22 protein-coding genes are annotated in these 24,920 nt (G+C 63.6%); 16 read left to right on the top strand and 6 right to left on the bottom strand.

The features are described from left to right. Window positions 1-116: 116 nt before the first annotated feature. The 12 genes from rpsF (at window position 117) to lolA (ending at window position 15,263) form a co-directional block, all read left to right on the top strand. Window positions 117-482 carry a 30S ribosomal protein S6 gene (gene rpsF, locus VGH98_00355; protein HEY2374398.1) on the top strand — a complete coding sequence of 122 codons (366 nt, stop codon included), beginning with the start codon at window positions 117-119 and terminating at the stop codon, window positions 480-482. 2 nt (window positions 483-484) lie between these two features. Continuing rightward, complete coding sequence (rpsR, locus tag VGH98_00350; protein ID HEY2374397.1) at window positions 485-706, top strand: 30S ribosomal protein S18; 222 nt, start codon at window positions 485-487, stop codon at window positions 704-706. 10 nt (window positions 707-716) lie between these two features. Further along, window positions 717-1,790: a DUF2232 domain-containing protein gene (locus VGH98_00345; GenBank protein HEY2374396.1), complete on the top strand. Its 1,074-nt coding sequence runs from the start codon at window positions 717-719 to the stop codon at window positions 1,788-1,790. A gap of 96 nt (window positions 1,791-1,886) precedes the next feature. Continuing rightward, on the top strand, window positions 1,887-2,330 hold the full coding sequence (gene rplI, locus VGH98_00340; protein HEY2374395.1) for a 50S ribosomal protein L9: 444 nt from the start codon (window positions 1,887-1,889) through the stop codon (window positions 2,328-2,330). A 262-nt stretch (window positions 2,331-2,592) separates the two neighbouring features. Then, window positions 2,593-2,970 carry a ribosome silencing factor gene (rsfS, locus tag VGH98_00335; GenBank protein ID HEY2374394.1) on the top strand — a complete coding sequence of 126 codons (378 nt, stop codon included), beginning with the start codon at window positions 2,593-2,595 and terminating at the stop codon, window positions 2,968-2,970. Further along, window positions 2,967-6,188: a hypothetical protein gene (locus VGH98_00330; GenBank protein ID HEY2374393.1), complete on the top strand. Its 3,222-nt coding sequence runs from the start codon at window positions 2,967-2,969 to the stop codon at window positions 6,186-6,188. Before rsfS ends, VGH98_00330 begins: the two co-directional genes overlap by 4 nt. A 98-nt stretch (window positions 6,189-6,286) precedes the next feature. Further along, window positions 6,287-7,744: an SPOR domain-containing protein gene (locus tag VGH98_00325; protein ID HEY2374392.1), complete on the top strand. Its 1,458-nt coding sequence runs from the start codon at window positions 6,287-6,289 to the stop codon at window positions 7,742-7,744. Between the two features lie 2 nt (window positions 7,745-7,746). Next, entirely contained in the window at window positions 7,747-9,102 is a 1,356-nt protein-coding gene (locus tag VGH98_00320; protein HEY2374391.1) for an SPOR domain-containing protein, read from the top strand. Next, window positions 9,102-12,647, top strand: a complete 3,546-nt coding sequence (gene smc, locus VGH98_00315) for a chromosome segregation protein SMC (GenBank protein HEY2374390.1) — start codon at window positions 9,102-9,104, stop codon at window positions 12,645-12,647. The genes VGH98_00320 and smc overlap by 1 nt, the downstream gene beginning before the upstream one ends. After that, window positions 12,644-13,429 carry a ribonuclease Z gene (locus VGH98_00310; GenBank protein ID HEY2374389.1) on the top strand — a complete coding sequence of 262 codons (786 nt, stop codon included), beginning with the start codon at window positions 12,644-12,646 and terminating at the stop codon, window positions 13,427-13,429. The genes smc and VGH98_00310 overlap by 4 nt, the downstream gene beginning before the upstream one ends. Before the next feature lie 32 nt (window positions 13,430-13,461). Then, a complete protein-coding gene (aroF, locus tag VGH98_00305) occupies window positions 13,462-14,529 on the top strand; it encodes a 3-deoxy-7-phosphoheptulonate synthase (protein ID HEY2374388.1) in 1,068 nt (355 codons plus the stop codon). 74 nt (window positions 14,530-14,603) lie between these two features. Further along, window positions 14,604-15,263: an outer membrane lipoprotein chaperone LolA gene (gene lolA, locus VGH98_00300; protein HEY2374387.1), complete on the top strand. Its 660-nt coding sequence runs from the start codon at window positions 14,604-14,606 to the stop codon at window positions 15,261-15,263. 3 nt (window positions 15,264-15,266) lie between these two features. Here lolA and VGH98_00295 read toward each other — a convergent pair whose 3' ends face one another. The 6 genes from VGH98_00295 to rpmE form a co-directional block, all read right to left on the bottom strand. Beyond that, complete coding sequence (locus VGH98_00295) at window positions 15,267-16,853, bottom strand: S41 family peptidase (protein ID HEY2374386.1); 1,587 nt, start codon at window positions 16,851-16,853, stop codon at window positions 15,267-15,269. Between the two features lie 51 nt (window positions 16,854-16,904). Further along, entirely contained in the window at window positions 16,905-17,555 is a 651-nt protein-coding gene (gene tmk / locus VGH98_00290) for a dTMP kinase (GenBank protein HEY2374385.1), read from the bottom strand. 101 nt (window positions 17,556-17,656) lie between these two features. Beyond that, window positions 17,657-18,007: a YlbF family regulator gene (locus VGH98_00285; GenBank protein HEY2374384.1), complete on the bottom strand. Its 351-nt coding sequence runs from the start codon at window positions 18,005-18,007 to the stop codon at window positions 17,657-17,659. Between the two features lie 27 nt (window positions 18,008-18,034). Continuing rightward, entirely contained in the window at window positions 18,035-18,949 is a 915-nt protein-coding gene (gene prmC, locus VGH98_00280) for a peptide chain release factor N(5)-glutamine methyltransferase (protein ID HEY2374383.1), read from the bottom strand. Beyond that, window positions 18,946-19,944, bottom strand: coding sequence for a peptide chain release factor 1 (gene prfA, locus VGH98_00275; GenBank protein HEY2374382.1), 999 nt, complete (start codon window positions 19,942-19,944; stop codon window positions 18,946-18,948). Before prfA ends, prmC begins: the two co-directional genes overlap by 4 nt. Before the next feature lie 69 nt (window positions 19,945-20,013). Next, a complete protein-coding gene (gene rpmE, locus VGH98_00270) occupies window positions 20,014-20,220 on the bottom strand; it encodes a 50S ribosomal protein L31 (protein ID HEY2374381.1) in 207 nt (68 codons plus the stop codon). A 182-nt stretch (window positions 20,221-20,402) separates the two neighbouring features. On the opposite strand from rpmE, the gene VGH98_00265 reads away from it, so the two are divergent. From VGH98_00265 to VGH98_00250, 4 genes are all read left to right on the top strand, one after another. After that, window positions 20,403-21,083 carry a Crp/Fnr family transcriptional regulator gene (locus VGH98_00265; protein ID HEY2374380.1) on the top strand — a complete coding sequence of 227 codons (681 nt, stop codon included), beginning with the start codon at window positions 20,403-20,405 and terminating at the stop codon, window positions 21,081-21,083. 192 nt (window positions 21,084-21,275) lie between these two features. Further along, the gene (locus tag VGH98_00260) at window positions 21,276-22,052 is read left to right on the top strand and encodes an MBL fold metallo-hydrolase (protein HEY2374379.1); all 777 of its coding nucleotides are present in this window, start codon (window positions 21,276-21,278) and stop codon (window positions 22,050-22,052) included. A gap of 25 nt (window positions 22,053-22,077) precedes the next feature. Further along, the gene (locus VGH98_00255) at window positions 22,078-22,869 is read left to right on the top strand and encodes a CsgG/HfaB family protein (protein ID HEY2374378.1); all 792 of its coding nucleotides are present in this window, start codon (window positions 22,078-22,080) and stop codon (window positions 22,867-22,869) included. 151 nt (window positions 22,870-23,020) lie between these two features. Continuing rightward, window positions 23,021-24,904 (top strand): HD domain-containing phosphohydrolase, encoded by a 1,884-nt coding sequence (locus VGH98_00250; protein ID HEY2374377.1) that lies wholly within the window; start codon window positions 23,021-23,023, stop codon window positions 24,902-24,904. The last annotated feature ends 16 nt before the right edge of the window (window positions 24,905-24,920 follow it).

Below are 24,920 nucleotides of genomic sequence, written 5' to 3'. Positions count from 1 at the left end.
GCGCGCTACATTACGCGTCTCAATCGGCCGCGCCTCGGCGGCCGGTCACATTTCCCCTCCTCGCGCTTCGGCAACCAGCGTGGGGCGGTCACGACCAAAGGGAGGATTGCCCACGCATGTCCCGCCAATATGAGGCGGTGTATGTCTTCGATTCTCAACTCGAGGACGCCGCCATCAACGATCGGCTCGGCCGCTTCCACGCTCTCCTCGGTAAGGCCGAGGACATTCAGGTAAATCACTGGGGCCGCCGCCAGCTCGCATTTCCCATTAAGCGCCGCGAGAGCGGCTACTACGTTGTCGCCCGCTTCGGCGTCGACTCCGAGCTGCTCCCTGAGTACGAGCGCGCGATAAAGCTCGACGACGGGATCCTCCGCCATCTGCTCACCCTGTACGAACACGAGCTGGGCGCTCCACCGATGAGCGAAGAAGAGCTTGCCGCGGCGAACCGTCGCCGTGATGACGAAGACGAGGACGAGGAATAACCATGCGTCGACCGACCAAGACCTGCCCATTCTGCGAGACGCGCGTTCACTTCATCGATTACAAGGACGATCGCGCGCTCGGCCGCTTCATCACCGATCACGGCAAGATCCTGCCGAGCCGTCTCAGCGGCGTCTGTGCGCGCCATCAGCGCCAACTGTCGACGGCGATCAAGCGTGCGCGGTATCTCGCGCTCATTCCGTACATCCGCGGCATGCAAAGCTGAGCACGTCTCGATGACGACGCCCGACACGTCTGTCACATCAGTTCCCGTCGCGGCGGGAGAGCGAGGTTGGCGCAAGCTGATCCTCGCTCTCGTGGCATTCGTCCTCGTTCCACAGATCCCGCATCTGCGCGCAATTCTGCCCATCGAGCAAACGATCTACCTGCTCGTTCCCGCCCTGGCCGCCTGCTTTCTGGTCGGTTGGTGGGCAGGCGGACGCGCCTTGTTGGCGCTCGGTTGGGTCGCGCTTGCCGCGTGGATGATGTGGCAGCGGCCGGGCCTGCCGGATGCGTTTCACAACCTCGAACGTGGCTGGAGTCTTCTGCTGGCCGGTGCGTTCGGAATGACCTGTCTGTTCGGTGAGCGCCGTCCCCTCTTTGCCCGAGCGCTCGGTGCACTGTCGATTGCGATCTTCCTCGCAATTGCCATGAGTACGATGGGACCAGTGCCGGTGAGCGCGGCGAAGGAAACGATCGCGAGCGAGTTCGTGCAGCGAAATGCCGAGTACATGTCGCGCATCAATAGTGTCATTGGCGAACACCCCAAGGAGTGGAACGACCTGGTCGCGCGCTTTCCGACGTTCGCTTCGATGCCGGCGGAAACTGACAAGCAGCTGACGACGTTGTCGCGCGTCGGCCTAACGGTGTTCCCGTCGTTGCTGGCGCTCGAGTCCTTGATCGCGCTGGCGCTCGCGTGGGCGATCTATCATCGACTGAGCCGGGCGCGGCTCGGCGCGCCGTTACGACCTCTGCGCGAATTCCGTTTTAACGATCAGCTGGTCTGGGGCTTGATGGTTGGCCTCACGATCGTGGTCTTGCCGACATTGCAGAGCTTCCGTGGTGTCGGACGCAATCTTCTCGTCTTCTTCTACGCGCTCTACGCCATTCGCGGTCTTGCCGTGCTCGCGTGGTTCCTCGCGCCAGGTGCGCTCGCAGCGACATTCACCGTCGCGTTCGCGATGCTCTGGCTCCCGATCGTCCAGTATGCGGCCGCCGCGGGCTTCATCGTGCTGCTCTTCGCCTCATTCGTGCTTGGCCTCGGCGATACCTGGGCCGACTGGCGCCGGCGCGTACGTCCAACTTCGTGATCGCCCGCTTCGCTCGCGGGAAGCTGACTGGTATCGCTCGCGCGTTGCGCTCGCTCCCGCTCCTCTATCCAAACGCCAACCATTGGAGCACTTGAAATGGAAGTCATTCTTCGCCACGCCGTCGAGAACCTCGGCAAGCCGGGCGACGTCGTGAAGGTCAAAAACGGATACGCTCGCAATTACCTACTTCCTCACAACCTCGCGTACGAAGCGACGCCTGGAAATCTGAAACGCATCCAACAGGAACGTGCACGCCTCGAGGCTGCCGAAGGCCAGCGCCGCGATTCAGCGCAGGAAGTGGCGACGAAGCTCGAGCAGGTTTCGCTCACCTTCTCGGCGCGCGTTGGCGAAGAGGGAAAGTTGTTCGGTTCCGTGACTGCGTCGGATATCGCGCAGCAACTCGATCAGCAGGGCTTCCATGTCGAGAAGCGGCAGATCGACCTTCACGAGCCCATCAAGTCACTCGGCGTGTACCGGGTACCCATCCGATTGCACGCGGACGTGAAGCCCGAGATTCGAGTTTGGGTCATCAAACAGTAGATCGAGCGTTCCACGAGGACTTGACAGAATGACATTCGGCCCCGCGCGGCAGCGCGGGGCCGACTTTTTTACTTGAGGACCCAATCACACAAGCGCCATGGGCGGGCGTTTTGCCCCGAGTCCTAACTGCAAGAACTTGGTGGCCTGATATCTGATAGCTCACTTCACCGTGTTGCAGTTTGGTTCCGCGCATTATGCTAAGGGACCGGCCTGCGACGCCGGTTCCAAGACAACCGAAATCACCGGAGCACCCAGGACGCTGATGAACACGACCACTTCGCTTCCTTCTTTGGCGCTTGCTCAACGGGCCGCCCAGATCTGCCTCGAAAACAAAGCGAACGACGTCGTGATTCTCGACCTGCGTGGTGTCTCCGATATGACTGATTTTTTTGTCCTGGCGAGTGGCACGTCCGATACGCACGTGCGCGCGCTAGGTGAGCATGTGTTGGAGGAGTTGAAGCGGGATGGGGCGGCGGCGCATCACGTAGAAGGTTTGACCCAGGGCCGCTGGGTATTGCTCGACTACGTGGATTTTGTTGTTCACCTTTTTCATCCCACGCTGCGGAGTTTCTATCAGCTCGAGCGCCTCTGGAACGACGCGGCGCTGATCCCGGTAGAGTCTCAAGGAGCCGGTGCGTGACGTCGCAGAAAAGTGTGGTACTCGCCGCTGTAGTTGTCGCGGCGCTGCTGCCACACACGCCTGCAAAGGCGCAGAGTTACTTCGGTCAGAACCAGGTTCAGTACGATCGGTTCAACTGGCGGATCAAGGAAACTGAGCACTTCCTGATTTACTACTATCCGGAAGAAGCTCAGGCCACGATGGACGCCGCGCGCATGGCTGAGCGAGCCTACGCGCGCCTATCGCGCGTTCTCGATCACCAGTTCCGCGAGAAGAAGCCGATCATGCTGTTCGAGTCGCGCAACGACTTTGGACAGAACAACGTGACGGGCGACCTCGGCGAAGGAACCGGCGGCGTCACCGAAGCGCTGCGGCATCGCATGCTGCTGAACTTCACCGGCGACTACAAGAGTTTTGAGCATGTACTAACGCACGAGATGGTACACGCATTTCAGTACGACATCTTTGCGCATGGAAAGGCGGGCGCCGGGTTGCAGACGCTGCAGCAGGTCAATCCTCCTCTCTGGTTCGCGGAGGGCATGGCGGAGTATCTCTCGCTCGGCCCGAACAGCTCGCTCACCGATGCCTGGATGCGCGATGCAGCCCTCAACGGAAAGATCCCGACGATCGATCAGCTCACCGATTATCCCGAGCGCTTTTTCCCCTACCGCTACGGACACGCACTCTGGGCATTTGTCGGCCGCAAATGGGGGGATGAAGCAATTGGTCAGATCATGAACGCGGCGCCCAGCGTCGGCATCGAGCGCGCGTTCAAGCGCGAGCTGGGCATCTCGCTCGAGGATCTCGGCGACGAGTGGAAGGAGGACATGCAGCAGCGCTACCTCCCGGCGGTCGCCACACTCGATCGTGCGCGCAAGTTCGCGAGCCCATTGTTGACGCAGCGCCGCAGCGGGGGCGAGATCTTCCTTGCACCGTCGCTCTCGAACGATGGGAAGTACATTGCCTTTCTCTCGAACGGCAGCTTCATGCGCGGCGAGGTTTTCATCGACCTCTGGCTCGGCGACGCCGAGACCGGCAAGCGCATAACGAGACTCGTCAAGAGCACGTTCGATCCGAATTTCGAGGAGCTCCGGCTTCTCTACTCACAGAGCGCCTTCTCGCCAGACGGACGTCTGTTGGCATTCACGGCGCAGCGCGAAGGACGCGATGTGCTGTACTTGCTGGACGTGAAGTCGCGGAAGGAGATCAAGCGCTTCGACCTGCCCCTCGAGGGTGTCACGGGTCCGAGCTGGTCGCCGGACGGCAAGCGGATCGTCTTCAGCGGCAGCAACGGCGGTCTCACCGATCTCTACATCGTCGACGTCGAGACGAATAACCTCGAGCGCCTAACGAGCGATCGCTACGGCGACCTGCAGCCGCAATGGTCACCCGACGGGAAGATGATCGCGTTCGCGAGCGACCGCGGTGACACGACGAGCTTCACCTACCTTCGCTTCCCGAAGTGGCGCATCACCGTGCTCGATCTCGAGAAGGGCACGATGACCGTGCTGCCTGCTCAGTCAGGGCTGAACATCAATCCGCAGTGGTCGCCCGACGGACGGTCGTTGGCGTATGTCTCCGACCGCACGGGCATCGCGAACATCTTCCTGTACGAGTTCGACTCCGGGGAGCATTATCAGCTCACCAACGTCGTGGGCGCCGTCTCCGCGATTACGGAGTACAGTCCCGCGATCAGCTGGGCGCGAAAAGCCGATCGCCTCGCATTCACCTACTACGAGAACGGCGACTATACGATCTGGTCGGTCAACAATCCGCGCGGCCTCAAGAAGCTTCCGTATCGAGAGAAGCCGTCGGACAAGCCGATCGTCGTCGCCGACGCGACGCAAGGCAACGATGCCGGTGCGCCGATGCCGGCGTTAGGCGATCCGCAGAGCGGCCACGCCTCCGTGTACCGAAGCTCCGGGGGCGATCTTCGGAGCTCGGCAGACCTGCCGACGCTCGCGGATCGCAGTGCGAAACCGCCGGTGAGCATCAAGGACTTGCTCGACTCTGCCGACTTTGCGCTGCCCGACACGACGAAGTTCCGCGACGAACCGTATCGCGTGCGCTTCCAGCCGGACTACATTGCTCGGCCCAGCATTGGCTACGTGCCGGACAATTATGGCCGGAACGTGTTCGGCGGCACGACCGTGATCCTGAGCGACATGCTCGGAAACAATCGCCTCGCTCTCTCGGGCGAGGTGAATGGCAGGATCAGCGAAGCGCGCATGTTCGTCGGCTATACGAGTCTCGCACACCGCTGGCAGTATTCGACGGGCATCTCGCAGGTGCCGTACTACTTCCTGTCCGGCGACACGCTCTATAAGGCCGACCCAACGAACGGGACATCGGCGGCCGAGAAGCAGGAGATCACGACCTTCGTTGCTCGACAGGCATTTGGCGTCACGGCGTACCCGCTGAATCGGTTCACGCGAATCGAATTCGGCGGTGGCTTCAATAACGTTGGCCGTCAGCGGTGGTTCATCAGTCGCGACATTCTCGACAATGGCCACGCAGCGTCGCCATTCAAGTTCGACAGCACGGGACGCGATCCCACGCTGAACTATCTCGACGGACAGCTCGCATACGTCTCGGACAACACGCTGCTCGGCTATACCGGTCCGATATACGGGCGACGCTATCGCTTCCAGGTGAGTCCCGTCATCGGCTCGTTCCGCTGGGTGGAGTACCTGGCCGATTACCGGCGCTACGATCCAATCCTGTTCAACTTTCTGACGGTCGCGACGCGATTCTACACGAGCATGTCGTTCGGACGGAACGAGACGGCATTCCCGAAGTACATCGCTCGTCCCGATTTCGTGCGCGGCTACGATCGGAACAATTCGTTCTATCTCACGTGCCCGATCATCGGTGCGAATCCGTCGAACTGCAGCGCGGTGCAACTCCTTGGCAGCCGCGTCGCGGTCGCCAATGCCGAACTGCGCTTTCCGCTTATTCGGCGCTTCGAGCTCGGCGTCTTGCCGATCGCACTGCCGCCCGTGGATGGACTCTTCTTCTACGACGTCGGTGCCGCGTGGTCGAAGGACCAGTCGTTGTATCTGACACGGCCAGATAACTACGACGTGACGAGGCAGCGCTATCCGCTGCGGAGTTACGGCGCTGGCTTGCGGCTCAACCTGTTCAACTACGCCATCGTGCGATGGGATTACGCCATCCCGCTCGACCAGCCGGGTTCGCATCGTGGCTTCTGGACGTGGAGCCTGTGGCCATCCTTCTAAGGGAGCGGGGACTAGGGGCTAGGGCCTAAGCGATCAAAAAATTCGCTCAGTGTCCTAGACCCTAGAGCCTAGGCCCTAGCCCCTACTAAGTTCTCTCCGTGCGCCCGCTAATCGCGTTTGCGCTCGTGCTCGCTGCTTGTGGTCAGGGTGACCGGGCTCCCGCCGCGCACGAGGCGACCTCGGCTCTCAAGACGCAAGGTCCCGATCTCCTGATGATGCGGATACCGCATTCAGGCGGACGGCTCCGTGTCTTCGCCTACCCGCGGCTCGACTCCGTTGTCTGGACGTCGAGCGATTCGGCGCCATCGATCACGCGCGTGCTCGCGTTCGACGAAGAAGCAGGACTGCTTTCCTTCGTCGACGCGAAAGGGATCCCGGCCCGCGTCGATTTTCGGCTCGACAATGTCGGTATCGCGACGCGCACGCGCCTGACGGATGTGTCGTCGGTCGATGGCGCGACGATCTACGGCCTAACGAAAGACGGAACGCTTTTGCGCTCGACGCCGAGTGGCGACTGGACGTTCAAGCCGCCGCGACCGGCGCGCGCCGCGGTGCCGCTGAGCGATGGCTCGTTGTTACTCGTTGGAACGCGGGAGAAATCGGCCATCGTGTGGCGAATGCGTCCGCCGGACACGAAGATTCTCGACTCCGCGGAGATCCCTGGCGCCGCGCACGCTGCCTGGGCGCAAGCGGGTGACCGGCTGTACTTCACCGTCGACCGCAACCTTGTCGGCGTGCGAACGCGCGATTTGAAACCGCTCAACGTCATCGAGCTCGACGGTCACGTCCGCGCGCTCGTCGCGACGCCGAGCGGAGACCGTATTTTCGCGCTGGCAGATTCGTCGAAACAGGTCGATATCATCGATCGCTATCGAGAGAAGGTCAGCGAGCACATCGACCTCCCCGGCATGGCCGAGGATCTGCGGATCGATCCGCTCGGCCGGTATCTGCTCGTGCGCGCCACGGGAAGCGACTCGATCTGGGTCGTGGACATCGGTACCGATCATCTCGAGGGCGCGGTGCGCACTGTCTGGCGCGACGATCTGCCCTTCGTGGCAGTCGACGGAGCAATCGCGCTCGCGCAAGGCAGGGACGTCGTTTTCGTCGACGGCTCGAACCTCCACGAGCGGCGTCGAGTGAACGGGGCCGCGTCGGATTACTGGTATAGTTTCGCCTGGAGTGGCTTCCGGCCCCGCGCGGCCGCGCTCGATCAACCGGTCCGGTTCCCCGGCGCCGATAGCGTCGACAGCGCCGCTCGGGCGAATGCGGACACGTCGCACGCGGCGACGGCGCCGCCACCGGTCGATACGACACCGGCGCCCGCCGCGGCGAAGGGTTGGATCGTTTCGTTCGCGGCGCTGCTCAACGAGCAGAAGGCTCACGAGCTCGCCGCGTCGATCAAGGTGCGTAACGAGACCGCCCGCGTGATGTCGACGCCCCGCGAAGGGCAGACGATCTTTCGCGTCGTCCTCGGCCCGTATCCGACGCGAGACGAAGCCGAGCGGGTGGGACGCGACTCAGGGCAGAACTATTGGGTCTACGAGACGACGCCGTGACGATGCCCCACGATCTACCGCAGCCGGACGCGGGCTCTGGGGACGACGCGGTCGTTGCGGAGGGATTGCGCGTCGGTGCATCGCTCGACGCGACGCATCTGGTGCTCGTGCTCGGCGATGACGCTCGATCAACCGCGCTCGCAGCGCTCGGTGTCGCTCGTGCTCAATCCGGCCGCCGACGGGTCGCGCTTGGCGATCTGCTCGGCGACGCCGAACCGATTCAGCAACTACTCAACACCGACGATCCGCATGGTCTGGCCGACAGCTTCGTCTACGGCGTATCGCTGAACAAGATTGCGCAGGCCGTTCCGCAGTACGGCGATCTGTACGTGCTGCCCAGCGGTTCGGAAGTGCCAGCCTACGAGGAGATTTTCACGAATTCGCGCTGGCGGCGACTCGTGGCGGGTTTTCGTGAGACCGGAGCCTTGCTCGTGGTCGCTGCACCGGCGACCGCGTCACACGTCACCGACATCGTTGATCTCGCGGATGGCGCGCTCCTCGTGGGAGACGCCGAGCCGTCGGGCATGGATCCGAACAAGCTGATCGGCCGTGTTCACTCGACGATGCCTAACGGGGTTCCGACGATTCCAGCGGAGCCGGACGCGAGTGTCACGTTCGCGGACGCACCGCAGCCGTGGTGGAAACGTCTTCCGATCTCGCCCGTGCCGGCGGCAATCGGAATCGGGCTCGCGCTCGGCTTGGCAGGTCTTGGCATCTGGTTGGCGGCGCGGCCGCTCGCCCGTGGACATGAGCCGCTGATTGCTCAGCGACGTCAGACCGCGACCGCTGCCGGTGCGGTTCCGAGCACGCTCGACTCCATCCGTCCCGAGTCGGCGAGCACGAACGCGACAAATCTTCTCGTCCCGGCGAATCCGGATGATTCGTTAGGCGCGGCCGCTTTTGCGGTGGTGATCGCGCGCTTCAATACGCTCAATGGCGCGCAACTGTGGCTGCAGGCGCAGGCGCGCGGTCTTCCCAGCCCGACATTTGCGCCGCAGATCATACGCGGCGAAACCTGGTATCGCGCGCTCGCCGGCTCGTATCCGAGCCGTGGTCAGGCCGATTCCCTACTGGGCGCGTTGAGCGCGAAGGGGCTTTCGCGGCTCGATTCGAACAACGTCGTGCGCTCGCCGCTCGCCTTTCTTCTGGATTCGGTGAGGGCCGAAGCGGTACCCGGTATGCTCAAGTACTACACGGACCATGGTCTGCCGGTATATGCGCTGCGTCAGTCCGATGGGTCGGCGCGATTGTACTACGGCGCATACAAGTCACCCCAAGAAGCAGCATTGGACCGAAACGCCGTTCAAGTCGCGGGCATTCGCCCCGTGCTCGTCTACCGCATCGGGAGAGTATACTAGTGAGGCTCACCAAGCTCGAGCTCCACGGCTTCAAGTCGTTCGCGGATTCCACCGACCTCGTGTTCGAGCCGGGCGTCACGGCGATCGTCGGGCCTAACGGCTGCGGCAAATCGAACGTGTCCGACGCCGTGCGCTGGGTGCTTGGCGAGCAGCGCGCTCGCCTGCTCCGCGGATCGAAGATGGAGGAGGTGATCTTCCAGGGCTCGTCGGCTCGGCGTGCAGTGAACCTCGCCGAAGTCTCGCTGCATTTCGAGAACGATGACGGCTCATTGCCGGTGCCCTTCCGCGAAGTCGTCATCACTCGCCGCCTGTCGCGATCGGGCGAGGGTGAGTATTTCATAAACCGCGCGCCGGCGAGACTGCGTGACATCGCCGACATGCTGCGCGGGACGGGGCTCGGCGCCGACACCGGCGTTGTCATCGAAGCGAGAATGATCGACGCATTGCTCTCCGATCGGCCCGATGACCGGCGTGAGCTCTTCGAGGAGGCAGCTGGCGTCGGCCTGTATCGCGATCGTCGTCGAACGACGGAGCGGCGGCTCGAGGAGACCACGGTCGATCTCCAGCGGCTGGACGACCTCATCTCCGAAGTGCAGACGCAAGTTCGGTCGCTCGCCCGGCAGCGCAAGCGCGCCGAGCGTCATGCCGAGCTCACGCAGCGCCGCTTCGCCGTCGAGCTCAACCTCGCCTCTCGCGAGATGGCGGCGTGGGAGGAAGAGTTGGAGCACCTCGAGGCTCGCGTCGCCGTATTGCGTGACGAGCTGCCCAATGTTGAGCGTGGCTCCGCCGAGGCCGAACGCGCGCGCGACGAGGCCCACGGACGGCGCACGGCCGCCGAAGCGCAGCGCGCCGAACTCTCCCGGCTCGTGGCCATTCAGCGCGACCAGGTGCAGCAGATTCGGTCCGAGATGGCCGTCGCCGAAGAGCGCCAACGCAACGCGATTGCCCGTCGGCAGCGAGCGGAGGCAGAGGAGAGCGAAGGGAGCGCACACGGCCAGCGGATTTCCGACGATCGTGAGCACGCCGCGGTCGAGCGTGATCGTCATGCGCAGGCGCTCGCCGCCGCGCGCGACGAGCTCGCGCATCGGCAACGGGAGGAAGAGGCTTCACGCACCGTCGTTGCCGCCGCACGCGCGGCGGTCGACCACGCCGAGCAGCAGCTCCGCGACGCCAATGACCGAACGTTGCGCGTCGACCATGAGCGCGAGCGCGCTCGTCGCGAAGTCGACGAGATCGCGCAGCGCGTCGATGCCCTGGATGCCGAGCGCGCCCAACTCGCCGACCTTCTGTCGATGGTTAGGCGCGAGCGAGACGAAGGTGCTCTCGCCGCCGTCGATGCGGTCGCCCGCCTCGGTGTCAGCACCACCGAGCTCGAAACGACCCGGGCCGAAGATCGTGAGATGCGTGAGCGCGAGGCGGAAGCACGGGCCGAGCTCTTCCGCGCCGACGAGGCATTCGTCGGCATTCAAGGCAAAGTGCACGCGCTCGAAGGCCTCGAGCGTGAGCGTGTCGGTCTCGCGCCAGCCGCGGCGCGACTGCTCAAGGAGCGCGAGCGGTTCGGTGATGGCGCTGTCCTCGGCCCGTTGAGCGACTTCATAACAGCGGACCAAGCGTCGGCGCTTCTCGTCGAGCGATTTCTTGGCGCGACGGTACATGCAGTTCTCGTCCGTGATGCAGCGGTTGCCGCAGCGGTGCGCGAATGGCACAGTGAGGCGAATCCGGGGCCGCTGCTGCTGCTTCCGCTGGACGCATCACCTTCGCCCGACGCCAGCGGGAACGAGTCGCTGTCTCAGATCGTCGACGCGACGCCCGCGGCGCGGGACTGGGTACGCGCGTTGCTCGGCGGCGTTCGCGCGCTGGAGGAAGGAGCATTTGTCGACGCACGGGGCGCGGTGTGGCTACCGGGACAAGGCGGCGGCCCGGGACCACTGCGTCGACGCGCCGAGCTCTACGCGCTTCGTGCCGAGCTTTCGGCGAGCGAGGTTGCGCGTCACGAGGCCAGCGCCGCCGTCGACGCGCTCCGCGTCGCGACACTGCAAACCGCGCAGCGATTGGCCGACGCGACGGAGACGATGTCGGCGGCGCAGCTGGAAGTCCGGCGCGCGACCGATCATCACGCCGAGCTCGAACGTCGCCTGCAGCGTGCGGAGCGCGAGCTGCGCGAAGCCGACGCACTGGCCGAGCGATTGCGCGCGCGTCATAACGAGCTCGCACAACGGTTAGGCACGCTCGACGCGGAAGCCGCCTCGCTTACCGTTGTACTGGCGAACGCCGACGTGGAGATCGCCGACGCGCGCGCTCGAATGGGTGAAGCCGAGCGCGCGCAGGAAGAAACGCGCGAGCTCCGCACGCGCTTTCAGATCGAGGAAGCGCAGGCCCAGGCGCGGCTTCAGGTCGGGGTCGATCGGGAGCGCCGTCTCGCCGAGGAGCTGGAATCGGCGGCCGCTCGACTGGGCGCACTGCGCGCGGAACTCACCGATCTCTCGCAGGCCGATAGCGTGCTCGCCGAGCAGATGGCGACATGGCAGCTCGACCTCGAGACTCGTGAGGCAACCCTCGCCGACGGCGAAGCGCGACTCAGCGCTGCGGAGCGCGCCGTGGTCGACGCTGATGAAGGCCTCACCGCCGCCGACCATGCCCTGGACGAGATGCGTCACAAGTCGAGCGCGATGAGCGACGAGCTGCATCGCGCCGAGATGCGCTTCACCGAGTTGTCTGGCCGACGGACGGCGATTCGCGAACGACTGGAGGCCGAGTGGCGTCGACCGCTCGAGGAGATGCTCGAGGCGTTGCCGCCGGTGGAGCTCGAGGACACGTCGCTTCGCGACGAGGCCGAGATGCTTCGTCAACAGCTCGAAGCGCTCGGTCCCGTGAACGTGCTCGCGATCGAGGAACACGCGGAGACGGCCAAGCGTTTCGATTTCCTAACGACGCAACGCACCGATCTCGCCGACGCCAAGCAGTCGCTGCAACAGGCGATCCGCGAGATCGACGCCACGGCGCGCGAGCTCTTCCTCGCGACGTTCACGCAGGTCCGTGAGAACTTCCGCCAGATCTTCCTCACGCTCTTCGGGGGCGGCGAATGTGACCTCCGGCTGGAGAATCCCGAAGCGCCCCTGGACTGCGACATCGAGATCCATGCGTCGCCGCGGGGCAAGCGCACGCAGCGGATCCACCTGCTCTCGAGTGGCGAGCGTGCGCTCGTCGCGCTGTCACTGTTGTTCGGCATCTTCCTCACGAAGCCGAGCCCATTCTGTCTCCTCGACGAAGTCGACGCGCCGCTCGACGACGCGAACGTGGGTCGCTTCGTGCGCATGCTCAACCAGTTCAAGACGCGCACGCAGTTCATCGTGATCACGCACAATCCGCGCACGACGACGGAAGCCGCCGACGCGGTGTACGGGGTGACAATGCAGGAACCAGGCGTCTCGTCGATCGTGAGCGTGCGCATGCGCGGCGCGATTGTCGACGACATGCCGGCGATCGACGGGCTTACATCCGTCGCTGTGCGGACAACAGCGGACACGGTCGCCGCTCCCGCGTGAGTGGCGCTCGCTTCACGACGCTCGGGACCGGTACGGTCGCACTCAAAGACGAGCGAAGCTGCGCGGGATATCTGTACGAAGCCGACGACGTTCGCCTGTTGTTGGATTGCGGAAGCGGCATCACGCGACGCCTCGCGGAGTTTGGCATCGCGTGGCCGGCAATTACACATGTGGCGCTCACGCACTTCCACATCGACCATCACGGCGACCTGCCGACTTTGGTGTTTGCGTGGAAGTACGGCCAGCTGCCGCCACGCAGCGCGCCGCTCGATCTCATCGGACCTATTGGCACGCAGGCGCTTCTGGAACGCCTTTCCGCGGCCTACGGCGACTGGCTGCTAACGCCGGGTTTTCCGATCACGATTCGCGAAATCAGCCCCGGGGAGACGATCCAGCTGTCCGACGCAGTGCGTCTTTCCGCGTTTAAGGTTCCGCACACCGTGCAGAGCGTGGCATATTCTATCGAGCGCAGGGGGTGGCGGGTGGTGTACACCGGCGACACGGGGCCCGACGAGGCGCTCGCTGATTGGGCGCGGGGATGCGATCTGCTTGCGTGTGAGTGCTCGCTTCCCGAGTCTATGGCGATCAAGGAGCATTTGACACCCGAGCAGTGTGCGACGCTTGCCGCGCGAGCACAGCCACGGTACCTCGTCCTCACGCACTTCTATCCTCCGGTCGAACGAGTCGATATTCTCGCTACAGTTAGTACAAAGCACGCTGGCTACCTGACACTCGCTGAAGACGGATGGCAGATCGAATTGGACGATCCGCTAGCCACCTAACACCTAACACCCGCACATAGCACCTCTTTCGCATGCTCGTCGTCATGGAGAATCACGCGACGCCGGAACAGATCGACCGCGTCGTTCGTGTGATCGAAGAGATGGGATATCACGCCCGGCCGATGCCCGGCGGGCAGCGCATGGCGGTGGGCCTCGTCGGCAACGACGGGCGCGTCGACGCCTCGCGCATCGAAGCGCTTCCTGGCGTTGCCGAGGTCATTCACGTCAGCAAGCCGTACAAGCAGGTGTCGCGAGAATGGAAGCAGGAGAACACGCTCGTGCGACTGGCGCCTGGCGTCGTGTTCGGTGGAGAGCAAATTCAAATCATCGCGGGCCCCTGCTCCGTGGAGTCGGAACACCAGATCGTGACCGCAGCGCGGCAGGTACGCGAAGCGGGAGCGACGGCGTTGCGGGGTGGCGCATTCAAGCCGCGCAGCTCACCGTATTCGTTTCAGGGGATGGGCAAGCACGGACTCGAGTTGCTCGCCCTGGCGCGCCGAGAGACGGGCCTCGCCATCGTGACCGAGGCGCTCGATGAGGAGGGACTGCATCTCGTCGCCGAGATTGCCGACTGTGTTCAGATCGGCGCTCGTAACATGCAGAACTATTCGCTGCTCCGTGCCGCGGGGCGCATCGGCAAGCCTGTGCTGCTGAAGCGCGGCATGGCGGCGACGATCACCGACCTGCTGCTGAGCGCCGAGTACATCCTCGCCGAAGGGAACGAGCAGGTCATTCTCTGTGAGCGCGGTGTCCGCAGCTTCGACACGATGACCCGCAACCTGCTGGACCTCACCGCGATTCCTCTCGTACAGAAACTGTCGCATCTGCCGATCATCGCGGATCCGAGCCACGGGACGGGTCTTCGGGACAAAGTGACGCCGATGGCGCGCGCGGCGATCGCGGCCGGCGCCGACGGCATCATTGTGGAGGTGCACCCGAACCCCGACGTTGCTCTCTCTGACGGTGCGCAGTCGCTGTATCCGGAACAATTCGTGAGCCTCGTCGCCGAGCTCCGGGCCATCGCCAATGCAATTGGCCGCAGCGTGGCAACATTGCCTGCCCCACGTGTCGCCGGAACGGCAACGCTGTCGGTCGGGTAGACGAAGGGAGGGGGCGAGGGGTTAGGGGTTATTAGGGGTTAGAGCGGAGGGGCCAGGTCACACGGAGCGGTCGAATGAGGTTGCGCGCAATAAGCCTGGTGTTCGTTATGCAGTTCTCGCTCGTGGGAGCGCTCGCGGCGCAATCGACGGATGCCGTGCTGGATCGCGCGGTGGCAGCGTGGGCCAAAGTGAAAACCGCTCGCGCGTCGTTCGAGCAGACGATCACGAACTCACTCACTGGCTCGACCGGTAACGCGCGCGGCGAATTCCAGGAACAGCGGCCGAACAAACTCGCGATCCGGTTCAACGAGCCGTCGGGAGATCGGATCGTGTCGGATGGCGCGTCGGTCTGGGTTTACCTGCCCAGCAGTTCTCCGGGACAAGTCATCAAGCGCTCGGCCGCGGACGCTTCGACGCTACCCCTCGACATTTCGGGTGAGTTCCTCACCGATCCGCGCAGTCGCTACGATGTGAGCAGCGCGGGCACTGGCACCGTGTCGGGCCACGCCGTGCACGCGCTGCTTCTGACGCCAAAGTCCGAGACGCAGGCGCTGTTCACGAAAGCGACCATCTGGGTCGACGACGACGACGGTCTCATTCGCCAGTTCGAGACCGTCGAGTCGAGCGGCATCACGCGGCGAGTGCGCATCACGTCGCTCGAGCTCAACGTTCCCGTGGACCGCGGCGCGTTTACCTTCTCGCCACCCCCGGGCGTCCGCGTCGTGGAGCGTTGACGACTAGCGCTTCGGCGTGCCCGCTCGCATCAGCTGTTCGGGCGTGTGCGCTTTTTCGAGAATGCTCAACGCTGTGGTGATGTCGCGGTCCCGAGTCACGACGCGCTCGAATTCCGCGTCCATGCCGAACACGTAACGGGCGATCTGATCCGCCAGCAAGCGATCGATCAGCGGCGCGCTCGTGTCGAAGACTGGTCGCGGGAGATTGACCTTCTTCGCACGAAGGCGGTCGTAGAGCTCGTTTCGCATCTGTGGCGTGATCGTGAACGACCGTGATGTTACGACGCCGCGTGCTTTCACCGCGAGCGCATCACCGGTGAGTGCGTCGCGAAACTCGGCCACGTGCTTGCCGAGCGCCGCCTGGAGGATCAGCTCCTGCGCGTCCTCGACGGAATCGCTCACCGGTACGTCCGGAGTGATGCCGCCACCGCCCATTACCGTTCGCCCAGCATCTGTCTTGAAGCTCGGCCGCGGCGCTTCGCCGCCGAGGGCTCGCACCGCATCCTGATCGTCGTCGTCGGGGCTGAGATGCTCCTTGTTGATGCTGCGTCCCGATGGGGTGTACCAGAGAGCCGTCGTCAACTTCAACGCGCCGCTGTCCGAGACGGGGAAGAGACTCTGCGCGCTGCCCTTTCCATACGAAATCGTGCCGACGATCAGCGCGCGATCGTGATCTTGCAGTGCACCGGCGACGATTTCGGATGCGCTCGCGCTTCCACTGTCCACGAGCACGACGAGCGGTAGATCCGGCCACGCCTGCGGGAATCGATCGATGAAGTCGCGATCCGCCTCGCGGCGGCGTCCACGCATGCTGACGATCTTCTGCCCTGGATTCAGGAATAGATCGGCGACGGCGACACCCTGATCGAGAAGACCGCCCGGGTCACCGCGCAGATCCAGCATCAGCGCGCGCATTCCTTTCCCGCGCAGCGAATCGATTGCGGACCGGAGCTCCTGATCCGAGTTCTCGCTGAAGATCGTGAGATCGACGTAGCCGATATTATCGCGCAGCATCAGCGCGTGCTGCACGGAATGGAAGCGGATCTCTTCGCGCGTCAGCGTGAAGGGCAAGCGCATTGGGTTGCCGGGGCGCTCGATCGTTAGGTCGACGGACGAGCCCGGCGAGCCGCGCAACGCCTTGATCGCTTCGTCGGATGACCATGCATGCGTCGAACGCCCGTCGATGTCGACGACACGATCACCGGTGAGAATGCCCGCGCGCTGCGCGGGCGTACCCGGCAGCGGTGCGACGACGGTGATCCAACCATCGCGAACGTCCATCTGAATGCCGACGCCCGCATAACGACCCGTCGTACTCTCGTTCAACTTCGCGAGGCGATCCGGCGGGAGAAACACCGAATGAGGATCATGCAACTCGAGCAACATGCCATCGACGGCCTTCCGGTACAGATCCGGCTCGCTGACCGTGTCGACGTAATAGTTCTCGACATGAGCGAGCACTTCGTCGAATAACCGTGCTCGGGCACCAGTCTTCGATCCTGATCCGTCGTAGCCGGCCTGCATGAGCCAGCCGCCGGAAACGAGCGCGCCGGCAAACACGGCCGCGACGATCACTGCACGTGAGCGCATCAGCTACTTCTCCCTAGATGGTGATGCATCGCCCTCCAACAGAGGGGCGAACTACACCTCTAGAGGGAAAGAAGCGGGCCAGTGCAACCGCAGCACCTCGTGGACGCGAGCGAAAACCTCGCCCTCACTGTCGCGTGCGTCGACGACAACGATCGGACCGCACTCGGGATGCTGGTGCTGCCATTCAGCGGTTGCGAATCGTCTGAATTCTGCCGCCACGCGTGCATGAAAGCTGTTCGTTGCGCGCTCGATGCGGTCGTGCGCGCCGCGTCGCGCGACGCGAGCGAGACCTTCGTCGGCGGAGAGATCCAGCAGCAACGTGAGATCGGGTGCCAAGCCTGCCGTCGCCATTCGATTCGCGGCAGCGAGATCATCCTCGGAAATCCCACGACCCGCACCTTGATACGCATAGGTCGAGAGAAAGAAGCGATCCACGAGCACGATCGATCCCGCGTTCACGGCGGGCCGCAGTACCCGTTCGACCAATTGCGCGCGCGACGCCATGAACAGCAGTGCCTCAGCCGGCGGTACGATGTCGGAGTCGGGGTCGAGCAGAATGCGACGAATCTCGTCACCGAGCACCGTGCCTCCAGGCTCACGAACGGCGACGACATCGTGTCCGCGCGCGACCAGCCATTCGCTCAGCAACCGGAGCTGCGTGCTCTTGCCGGCGCCCTCAGGGCCTTCGAAGACGATCAGCACTCGTTAGGGACTGGTGATCGGTGGCTGGTTAGTGGTGGTTGGTCGCTGGCGGTGGTCGTTGCTGGTTGAATCAACTGATGTCACCAACCACCAACCACTAATCACAACGTAATGATGCTGCTCGTCGCTCCCTTCTCGATTCCTTCCAGAATCCAGTCATTCACCTTCGACATCACCTTGTCGAAGTTCTCCTGAGCGACGAGTAGACGCTGATACGTCGTCTTCGACTGAATCTGCGAGAGCAACGTATCGAGCTTGCGTTCCATCTCCTCGGTCGGCCGCTCGCCACGTTGCAGCAAGCGTTGCGCTTCGAGCCGAAGCTGCTCCATCTGCTGCAGCAACGTGACCGTCTCGTGATCCTCGTTCAACGCGTCGCTCGCTCGCCGCACTTCCTTGTACTCCGTGCTCTGCCCGATCGTGCGACCCAGGTCCTTGGCTTTGTCTTCGATCATTCGTTCTCCAGAGTACGTGCGACGCGACTAGCGACGGACGGCGAGCACGAAGCGCTCGCGCCCAGTGAGGTCGAGGTGGACGCCTATGTCACGATAGCGTGCATCGTGCGCGACGCACTCGGCGACGAGTGATGCGCGCCGCGCATCGACCTCGAGCGCCAACAATCCCCCAGCAACGAGCACATCGCCGGCATCGCGCACGAGTCGCGCCGAGACGTCGAGCCCCTGACCGCCGCTGAAGAGCGCGAGCGGCGGCTCCCAGTCCCGGACATCTCGCGGAAGTTGCGACGACTCATCGTACGCGATGTACGGTGGGTTCGAGACAACGACGTGCGCCGTCCGCTTCGTCGCGGTGAGGGGAGCGAGCAGCGATCCGTGCTCGAGCGAAACGTGCGCACGCAGCGCGCCGCGCGCGCGGAGCATCTCGGCGTTCGCCCGGGCGACGGCCAGCGCGTCGCGCGATACGTCCGTGCCGACGACTTCGCCGTAGGATCCCTCCGAGGCGAGTGCGAGTGCGATCGCGCCCGAGCCCGTCCCGACGTCGACGACGACTTGGGCGCGCGCCGCCGCGCGCTCCAGCACCAGATCGACGAGCAGCTCGGTCTCGGGCCGAGGAATGAGCACACGCTCATCGACGTCCAGCGTCAGATGACGGAACGGCGCGCGGCCGACCGCGTAGGCGAGCGGCGCGCCGCGCGCGCGTTTGGCTGCCGCCGCCCGCGCACGCGGCCACATTTCCGATTCGACCGGCACGTGTGCGTTCGCCGCTGGCCAGAACCGGGGCACGTCATACAAGGCGGCGACGATCTCGCGCGCCTCGTGCTCTGCCTCACGAGCGCCGAAAGCGCCCTGGCGAAGCACCACCGCAAGCTCCTCGACGAGCGCGCCGATCGAGCCTGGACGCGTCGTCACTGCCTGACGCGACGGTGAGGGCTCGCTCACGATCGCTCCTCGTCCTCGGCCATTCGCAGCGCATCGATCACCGGCTCGAGCGCGCCATCCAGAATTGCCGGCAGATTGTGGGACGTGAAACCGATGCGATGATCGGTCACACGACTCTGCGGAAAATTGTACGTCCGAACCTTGGCCGATCGATCGCCCGTGCCGACCTGGGTCTTTCGCATGCGGGCACGCTCTGCTTCCTGTTCCGCGACCCGCATGTCGAGCAGGCGCGCGCGCAGAATCTCCATCGCTTTCGCTTTGTTTTGAATTTGCGAACGCTGATCCTGCTGCTTGACCTCGATCCCCGTCGGCAGGTGCGTGATGCGTACGGCGGAGTCAGTCGTGTTGACGCCCTGCCCCCCGGGACCACCGGCACGAAACACATCGATGCGAAGATCCTTGTCTTCGATCTTGATATCCACGTCTTCGGCCTCGGGAAGCACGGCCACCGTTGCCGCCGACGTATGGATTCGACCCTGACTTTCCGTCGCGGGGACGCGCTGCACGCGGTGGACGCCGGACTCCCATCGGACCAGGCCATAGGCGCCCGCGCCAATGACCTTGAACACCGCTTCCTTGATTCCGTTGAGGACGCCTGACGAGAGCGTAATCGTCTCCAACTTGAAGCCCGTGCGCGTCAGGAATCGCTCATACATCCGGTACAGGTCCGCGGCGAACAGGGCGGCCTCGTCTCCGCCCGTGCCGGCGCGGATCTCGACGATTGCATTCCGATCGTCAAGCGGATCGCGTGGAACGACAAGCGGCTTGAGTTGCTCCTCGAGCTTCGCAATGCACGGCTCGAGTCGGCCCAGCTCTGCGCGCGCTTCCTCGACGAGCTCAGGGTCGTCAACGAGAACGAGCTCGCGTACTTGCGCGAGCTCGTCTTCGTATTTGCGGAGTCGGCCTGCCAGCTCGACAGCGGGAGCGAGACGTCGGTGCTCTCGGCCCAGGTCGGCCAGCTTGTGCGAGTCACGGAGCGTAACCGGATCAGCCAGAGCCCGCTCGACCTCGGCCGCGCGAGCCAGTACGTCGGCGAGTCGGTCTCGAAGTGACAGGATCGAGCCTCAGCTCGACTGCTTGCCGAATTTCTGCCTGAACCGCTCGACGCGTCCGGCAGTATCTACCAGGCGCTGCTTGCCTGTAAAGAACGGGTGACACTGCGAGCAGACGTCCGTGTGAATCTCGGCCTGAGTCGATCGAGTCTGGAACGTATTGCCGCAGGCGCACTTTACAGTCGCCGTATGGTACTCGGGATGGATATCGGTTTTCATTGCGAACCTCGATGTACGGGATGAAACAGCTGCGAAATATATCCGGTCATTAGCGTAAAAGACAAGCCGACAATGGGTTGGAAGTTTGACACCGGCCCTCGGCGCGCGTAACTTCGGCCCGGCCAGAGCGCCCGCATCAAGTCCACCGTTTCTTCGCGTCCGACGGAGTCCTCGTGAGCCAGGTGACCACTCAGAACGTCGATTTTCTGGCGACGGTTCCGCTGTTCAACGGACTCGATCGCGTCGAGCTCGAACGCTTCGCCGAGGTGACGCGCGAGAAGTCGTATCCGAAGGGAAGCGTCATTCTCTTCGAAGATGATCCCGGCGACTCGTTATTCGTCGTGCGCGACGGCCGCGTGAAGGTCGTTCTCATCGGCGAAGATGGCCGCGAGGTGATTCTTGGCGTGCTCGGCGTCGGCGAATACTTCGGTGAGCTCTCACTCATCGATGACCGGCCGCGCTCCGCGCACGTCATCGCCATGGAAGACTCGAACCTGCTCGTATTGCGTCGTGAGGATTTTCGCAAGCGAGTCGAATCCTCGCCGAGCGTCGCGTGGTCGCTGCTCACCGAATTGTCCCGCCGGTTGCGCCGGGCAGACGATAAGATCGGCGGGCTGGTTCTCCTCGATGTCCCGGGGCGGATCGCCCGGCTCCTGCTCGACCTTGCCGAGGAGAGCGGCACGAACGCAATTGAGAAAACGCTAACCCACCAGACCATCGCGCAAATGATTGGCGCCAGCCGCGAGACGGTGTCACGCGCGATGAAGGATTTCCAGGACGCCGGCTGGATCACCGTCGAGCGCCGTCGCATCGCTCTTGCCGATCGATCCGCCCTCGAGCAGCGGGCGCAAGTCCGCATGTAAGCTGTGATAACTGTCACGGGGGTGTCGTGACAGCCTTCCTAGCCTTGGCGCGTTCGATGCCGACATCGTGTCGGTCGCGCGCCAAGGCGGTACGCAATGAGCTTGCGACTACAATTTTGGGGGACGCGGGGCTCGATCCCGACGCCGGGGCGCGACACGGTCCGCTACGGGGGTAACACCCCCTGCGTTGAAGTGCGGACCTCGGAAGGATGGCTCATCATCCTCGATGCCGGCACCGGAATTCGAGAGCTCGGACGCTCCCTCATCTCGCGCGCGAACGGCGCGCCAATCGCCGGCGACATCTTCCTGACCCACGCTCACTGGGATCACATCCAGGGAATACCCTTTTTTGGTCCCATTTTTCAGCGTGGAAATCACTTCACGATCTGGGGCGCCAAGGCACTCCAAACCGATATCGGCCGCGTCGTCCGTGACCAGATGTCGCCCGTGGTTTTCCCGGTCGCGTTCGAGGAATTGAACGCCACCATCAACTTCTCCGAAATCGCAGACGAATGCCGTCAAGGAAACGGTTACGAAGTGCGCGCCTATCAAGTCAGGCATCCAGGCGGCGCCCTTGGGTACCGATTTACCGAGCAGAGCGACGGAAATCGTCCTCTTGTTTACATCTCGGACAATGAGCTCGGGCCAGGCGCCAAGTACGACCGACGCGAAGCCTGGCGCGATGGGCTCGTCGAGTTCGTTCGTGACGCAAGTGTCCTGGTGCACGACACCATGTACACCGCGGAGGAGTATGATCATTTTCGCGGCTGGGGACATTCGACGTACAACGAGGCAGTCGAGTTGGCGCTGGAGGCTGAGGTAGAGCAGCTCGTGCTCTATCACCACAAGCCCGAGCGGAGTGACGACGAAGTGGATCGGCGTGTGGACGAGTGTCGCGCACTTGCCGCGCGCCGAGGTGGTACTCTCGAAGTTTTGGCGGCGGCGGAGGGAATGACGCTGCTGGTTTGAGCGAACCGGTCAGGAGGAAAGAGAGATGAGAGCACGGACGTCGACGACGTGGATCGCCGCGATAGCGCTGATCGGCGCACCCACTATTGCTATCGCGCAGGCGAATACTCCCGTCGTGGCAGTGTTGTACTTCGATAACAACTCGTTTGGCAAGGATCGCGCGGACTTCGAAGGCCTCGGGAAAGGAATTGCCGATCTGCTCATCACGGACATGGCCTCGAACGGCGCCATGCGCGTCGTCGAGCGCGATCGCCTTCAGTCGATCCTGCAGGAGCAATCGCTCGTACAATCGAAGAGCATCGATCCACAGACCGCCGTGCGCCTGGGCAAGCTGCTCGGGGCCCAGTACATGATCACGGGCGGTTTCATGAGCGACGGAAAGGGTACGTTGCTCGTGACGTCGCGGGTCATCAACGTCGAGACCGGCGCGATCACCAATCCGGTAAAGCTGCAGAGCAAGGGCGATGACGTGCTGGGGCTCGTCGGCCAGCTCTCCACCAAGCTGAACACGGAGCTCAAGCTGCCAGCTCCCGTTCGAACGGGTGATGCGGAGAAGAAGCCGGCGAGCGTTGGCGATGCATCGGCCACGAAGCAGACAGGGCGTCAGGCGGCGGCGACGCAGGTCGCGCAGAACGTGCCGGCGAAGTCGCGGAAGCTGGACGTCAAGACCGCCCTACTCTACTCCAAGGCGCTCGACGAGCAAGACAACGGCAATCGGCAGAGAGCCGCAGAGTTGTATCGCGCGGTGCTCGAGAAATTCCCGGACTTCGGTCCCGCGCAGCAGAATCTGGCCAAGGTCCAGAAACCTGGGTACTGATCGCGCGTCGAAAGTTTCTCAATCGCCGGCGATCTATACCAGGTCGCCGGCGACAAGTTCGTTAAGTACCCCTGCCGCACGACCACTGCTCATCGCACCGACCGGCCGCGCAACGAAGGGGTTGCCGTTAGGCAACAGCGACGCCATCGAAGTGCGTCGCGTCGCATCGCTGCCCGCGGCAGCAGAGTTGGATCCAGCGCGCCCCACCGTCATTCTCGTCGATCAGCATTTTCTCGAGCGCGCCGAGCACGACCGGCGCCGCCTGGCCGAGCTGGCGGGCGTCGCCGCACTCGTGGGCTTCGGAGAGGCCGGAGAAGCGGAGCCCGGTCCTCAATTCCCAATCGATCTGCTCACGAGCTACGTCGCCGCCGATGCGCCAGCCGGCGCCATGCACGCGCTCCTCCAAGGGGCGTTCCGCCACGCTGTGAGCCTCGTGGGCGCGTTCGCGGCGCGCGAGGAGCGTGCGATGCGTCATCGCGAGCTCGCCGAGCTCACGAGCGTTGGGGTCGCACTCTCCACGGAGCGAAATCTGCTCGCGCTGCTGGAGATGATCCTCACACAGGCGCGTCGCATCACGTCGAGCGACGCCGCATCGCTTTATCTCGTCGAGCGTGCCGACAACGGCGCCGTGCCGACCACGTTGCGCTTCCGCCTCTCGCAGAACTTTTCACTCAGGGATCTCCCGTTCCCGGAGATTACCGTTCCGATCGATCACTCGAGCCTGGCTGGCTACACAGCGGCCACTGGCGAACCACTCGTGATCGAGGATGTCTATCTCCTGCCGCACCACGTCTCGTACCGGCAGAACCGCAGCTTCGACGACAAATTCGGATATCGCACGAAATCGATGCTGGTGATCCCGCTGCGAACGCACCGCGACGAGATCATCGGCGTGCTGCAATTGATCAACCGGAAGCGCGATCGGAGCACGGTGCTGTCGTCGAAGGAGATCACCGAGCGCGAGGTGCTTCCCTACGACCAGCAGTCGGTGGAGCTGGTGAGCGCGCTGGCCTCACAGGCGGCAGTCGCCATCGAGAACAGTCTCCTCTACGAAGACATCGAGCGTCTGTTCGAGGGATTCGTGACCGCGGCGGTGACGGCAATCGAGCAGCGGGATCCCACGACGTCTGGTCACTCGGGGCGCGTCGCGACATTCACGGTGGGTCTCGCGGAAGCGGTGACACGCGGCGGTATCGGCCCGTATCGCGGACTCTCCTTCACGCGCGAACAGCTGCGAGAGCTGCGTTACGCCGGACTGCTCCACGACTTCGGGAAGGTTGGCGTCCGTGAGCAAGTACTCATCAAGCAGAAGAAGCTCTATCCATGGGACCTCGACGTCATTCGTCACCGGTTCGCCTTTCTGCTGCAGCGGTCTGACCTTCAGTTCGAGCGCGAGCGCGCCGATTATCTACTCTCCCACGGCACGGCCCAGTACGAGGAGTTCATCGCGCGGCTCGAGCAGTTGCGGCGCACGCGACGGACTGAGCTGAATCAGTTCCTCGACGCGATCGTTCTGGCAAACGAGCCGACGATCTTGCCCGAAGGCAGTTTCGAGGAGCTGAAGGAGATCAACGAGCGGATGTACATCGACTTCGAGGGAATCGAACGACCGCTGTTGGGCGACGAAGAGCTCCGATTCCTCATGATTCGCAAGGGGAATCTCGACGATCGCGAGCGTCGCGAAATCGAATCGCACGTCACGCACACCTTCCGTTTTCTCGAACAGATTCCCTGGACGCGCGAATTGCGCCGCATTCCGGAAATCGCCTACGGACACCACGAGAAACTGAACGGAAGCGGCTACCCTCGTCGCGTGACGAGCGCGGAGATCCCAGTCCAAACGCGGATGATGACGATCTCCGACATCTTCGACGCGCTCACGGCCACCGACCGTCCCTACAAGCGAGCAGTGCCCGCCGAGCGTGCGCTCGACATCCTCTCCGAAGAAGCGAGAGATGGAATGATCGACGAAGATCTATTGCAGACGTTCATCGAGGCAAAGATCTATCTGGCGCTCCTGAACGGTGGCGCGTGACGGTGTGGGCTGGCGG

The sequence above is a fragment of the Gemmatimonadaceae bacterium genome, from assembly GCA_036496605.1.
Classification (GTDB): Bacteria; Gemmatimonadota; Gemmatimonadetes; order Gemmatimonadales; family Gemmatimonadaceae; genus AG2.
The sequence above is the reverse complement of the archived record's forward strand: the minus strand, read 5'-3'. Positions and strand labels throughout refer to the sequence as shown.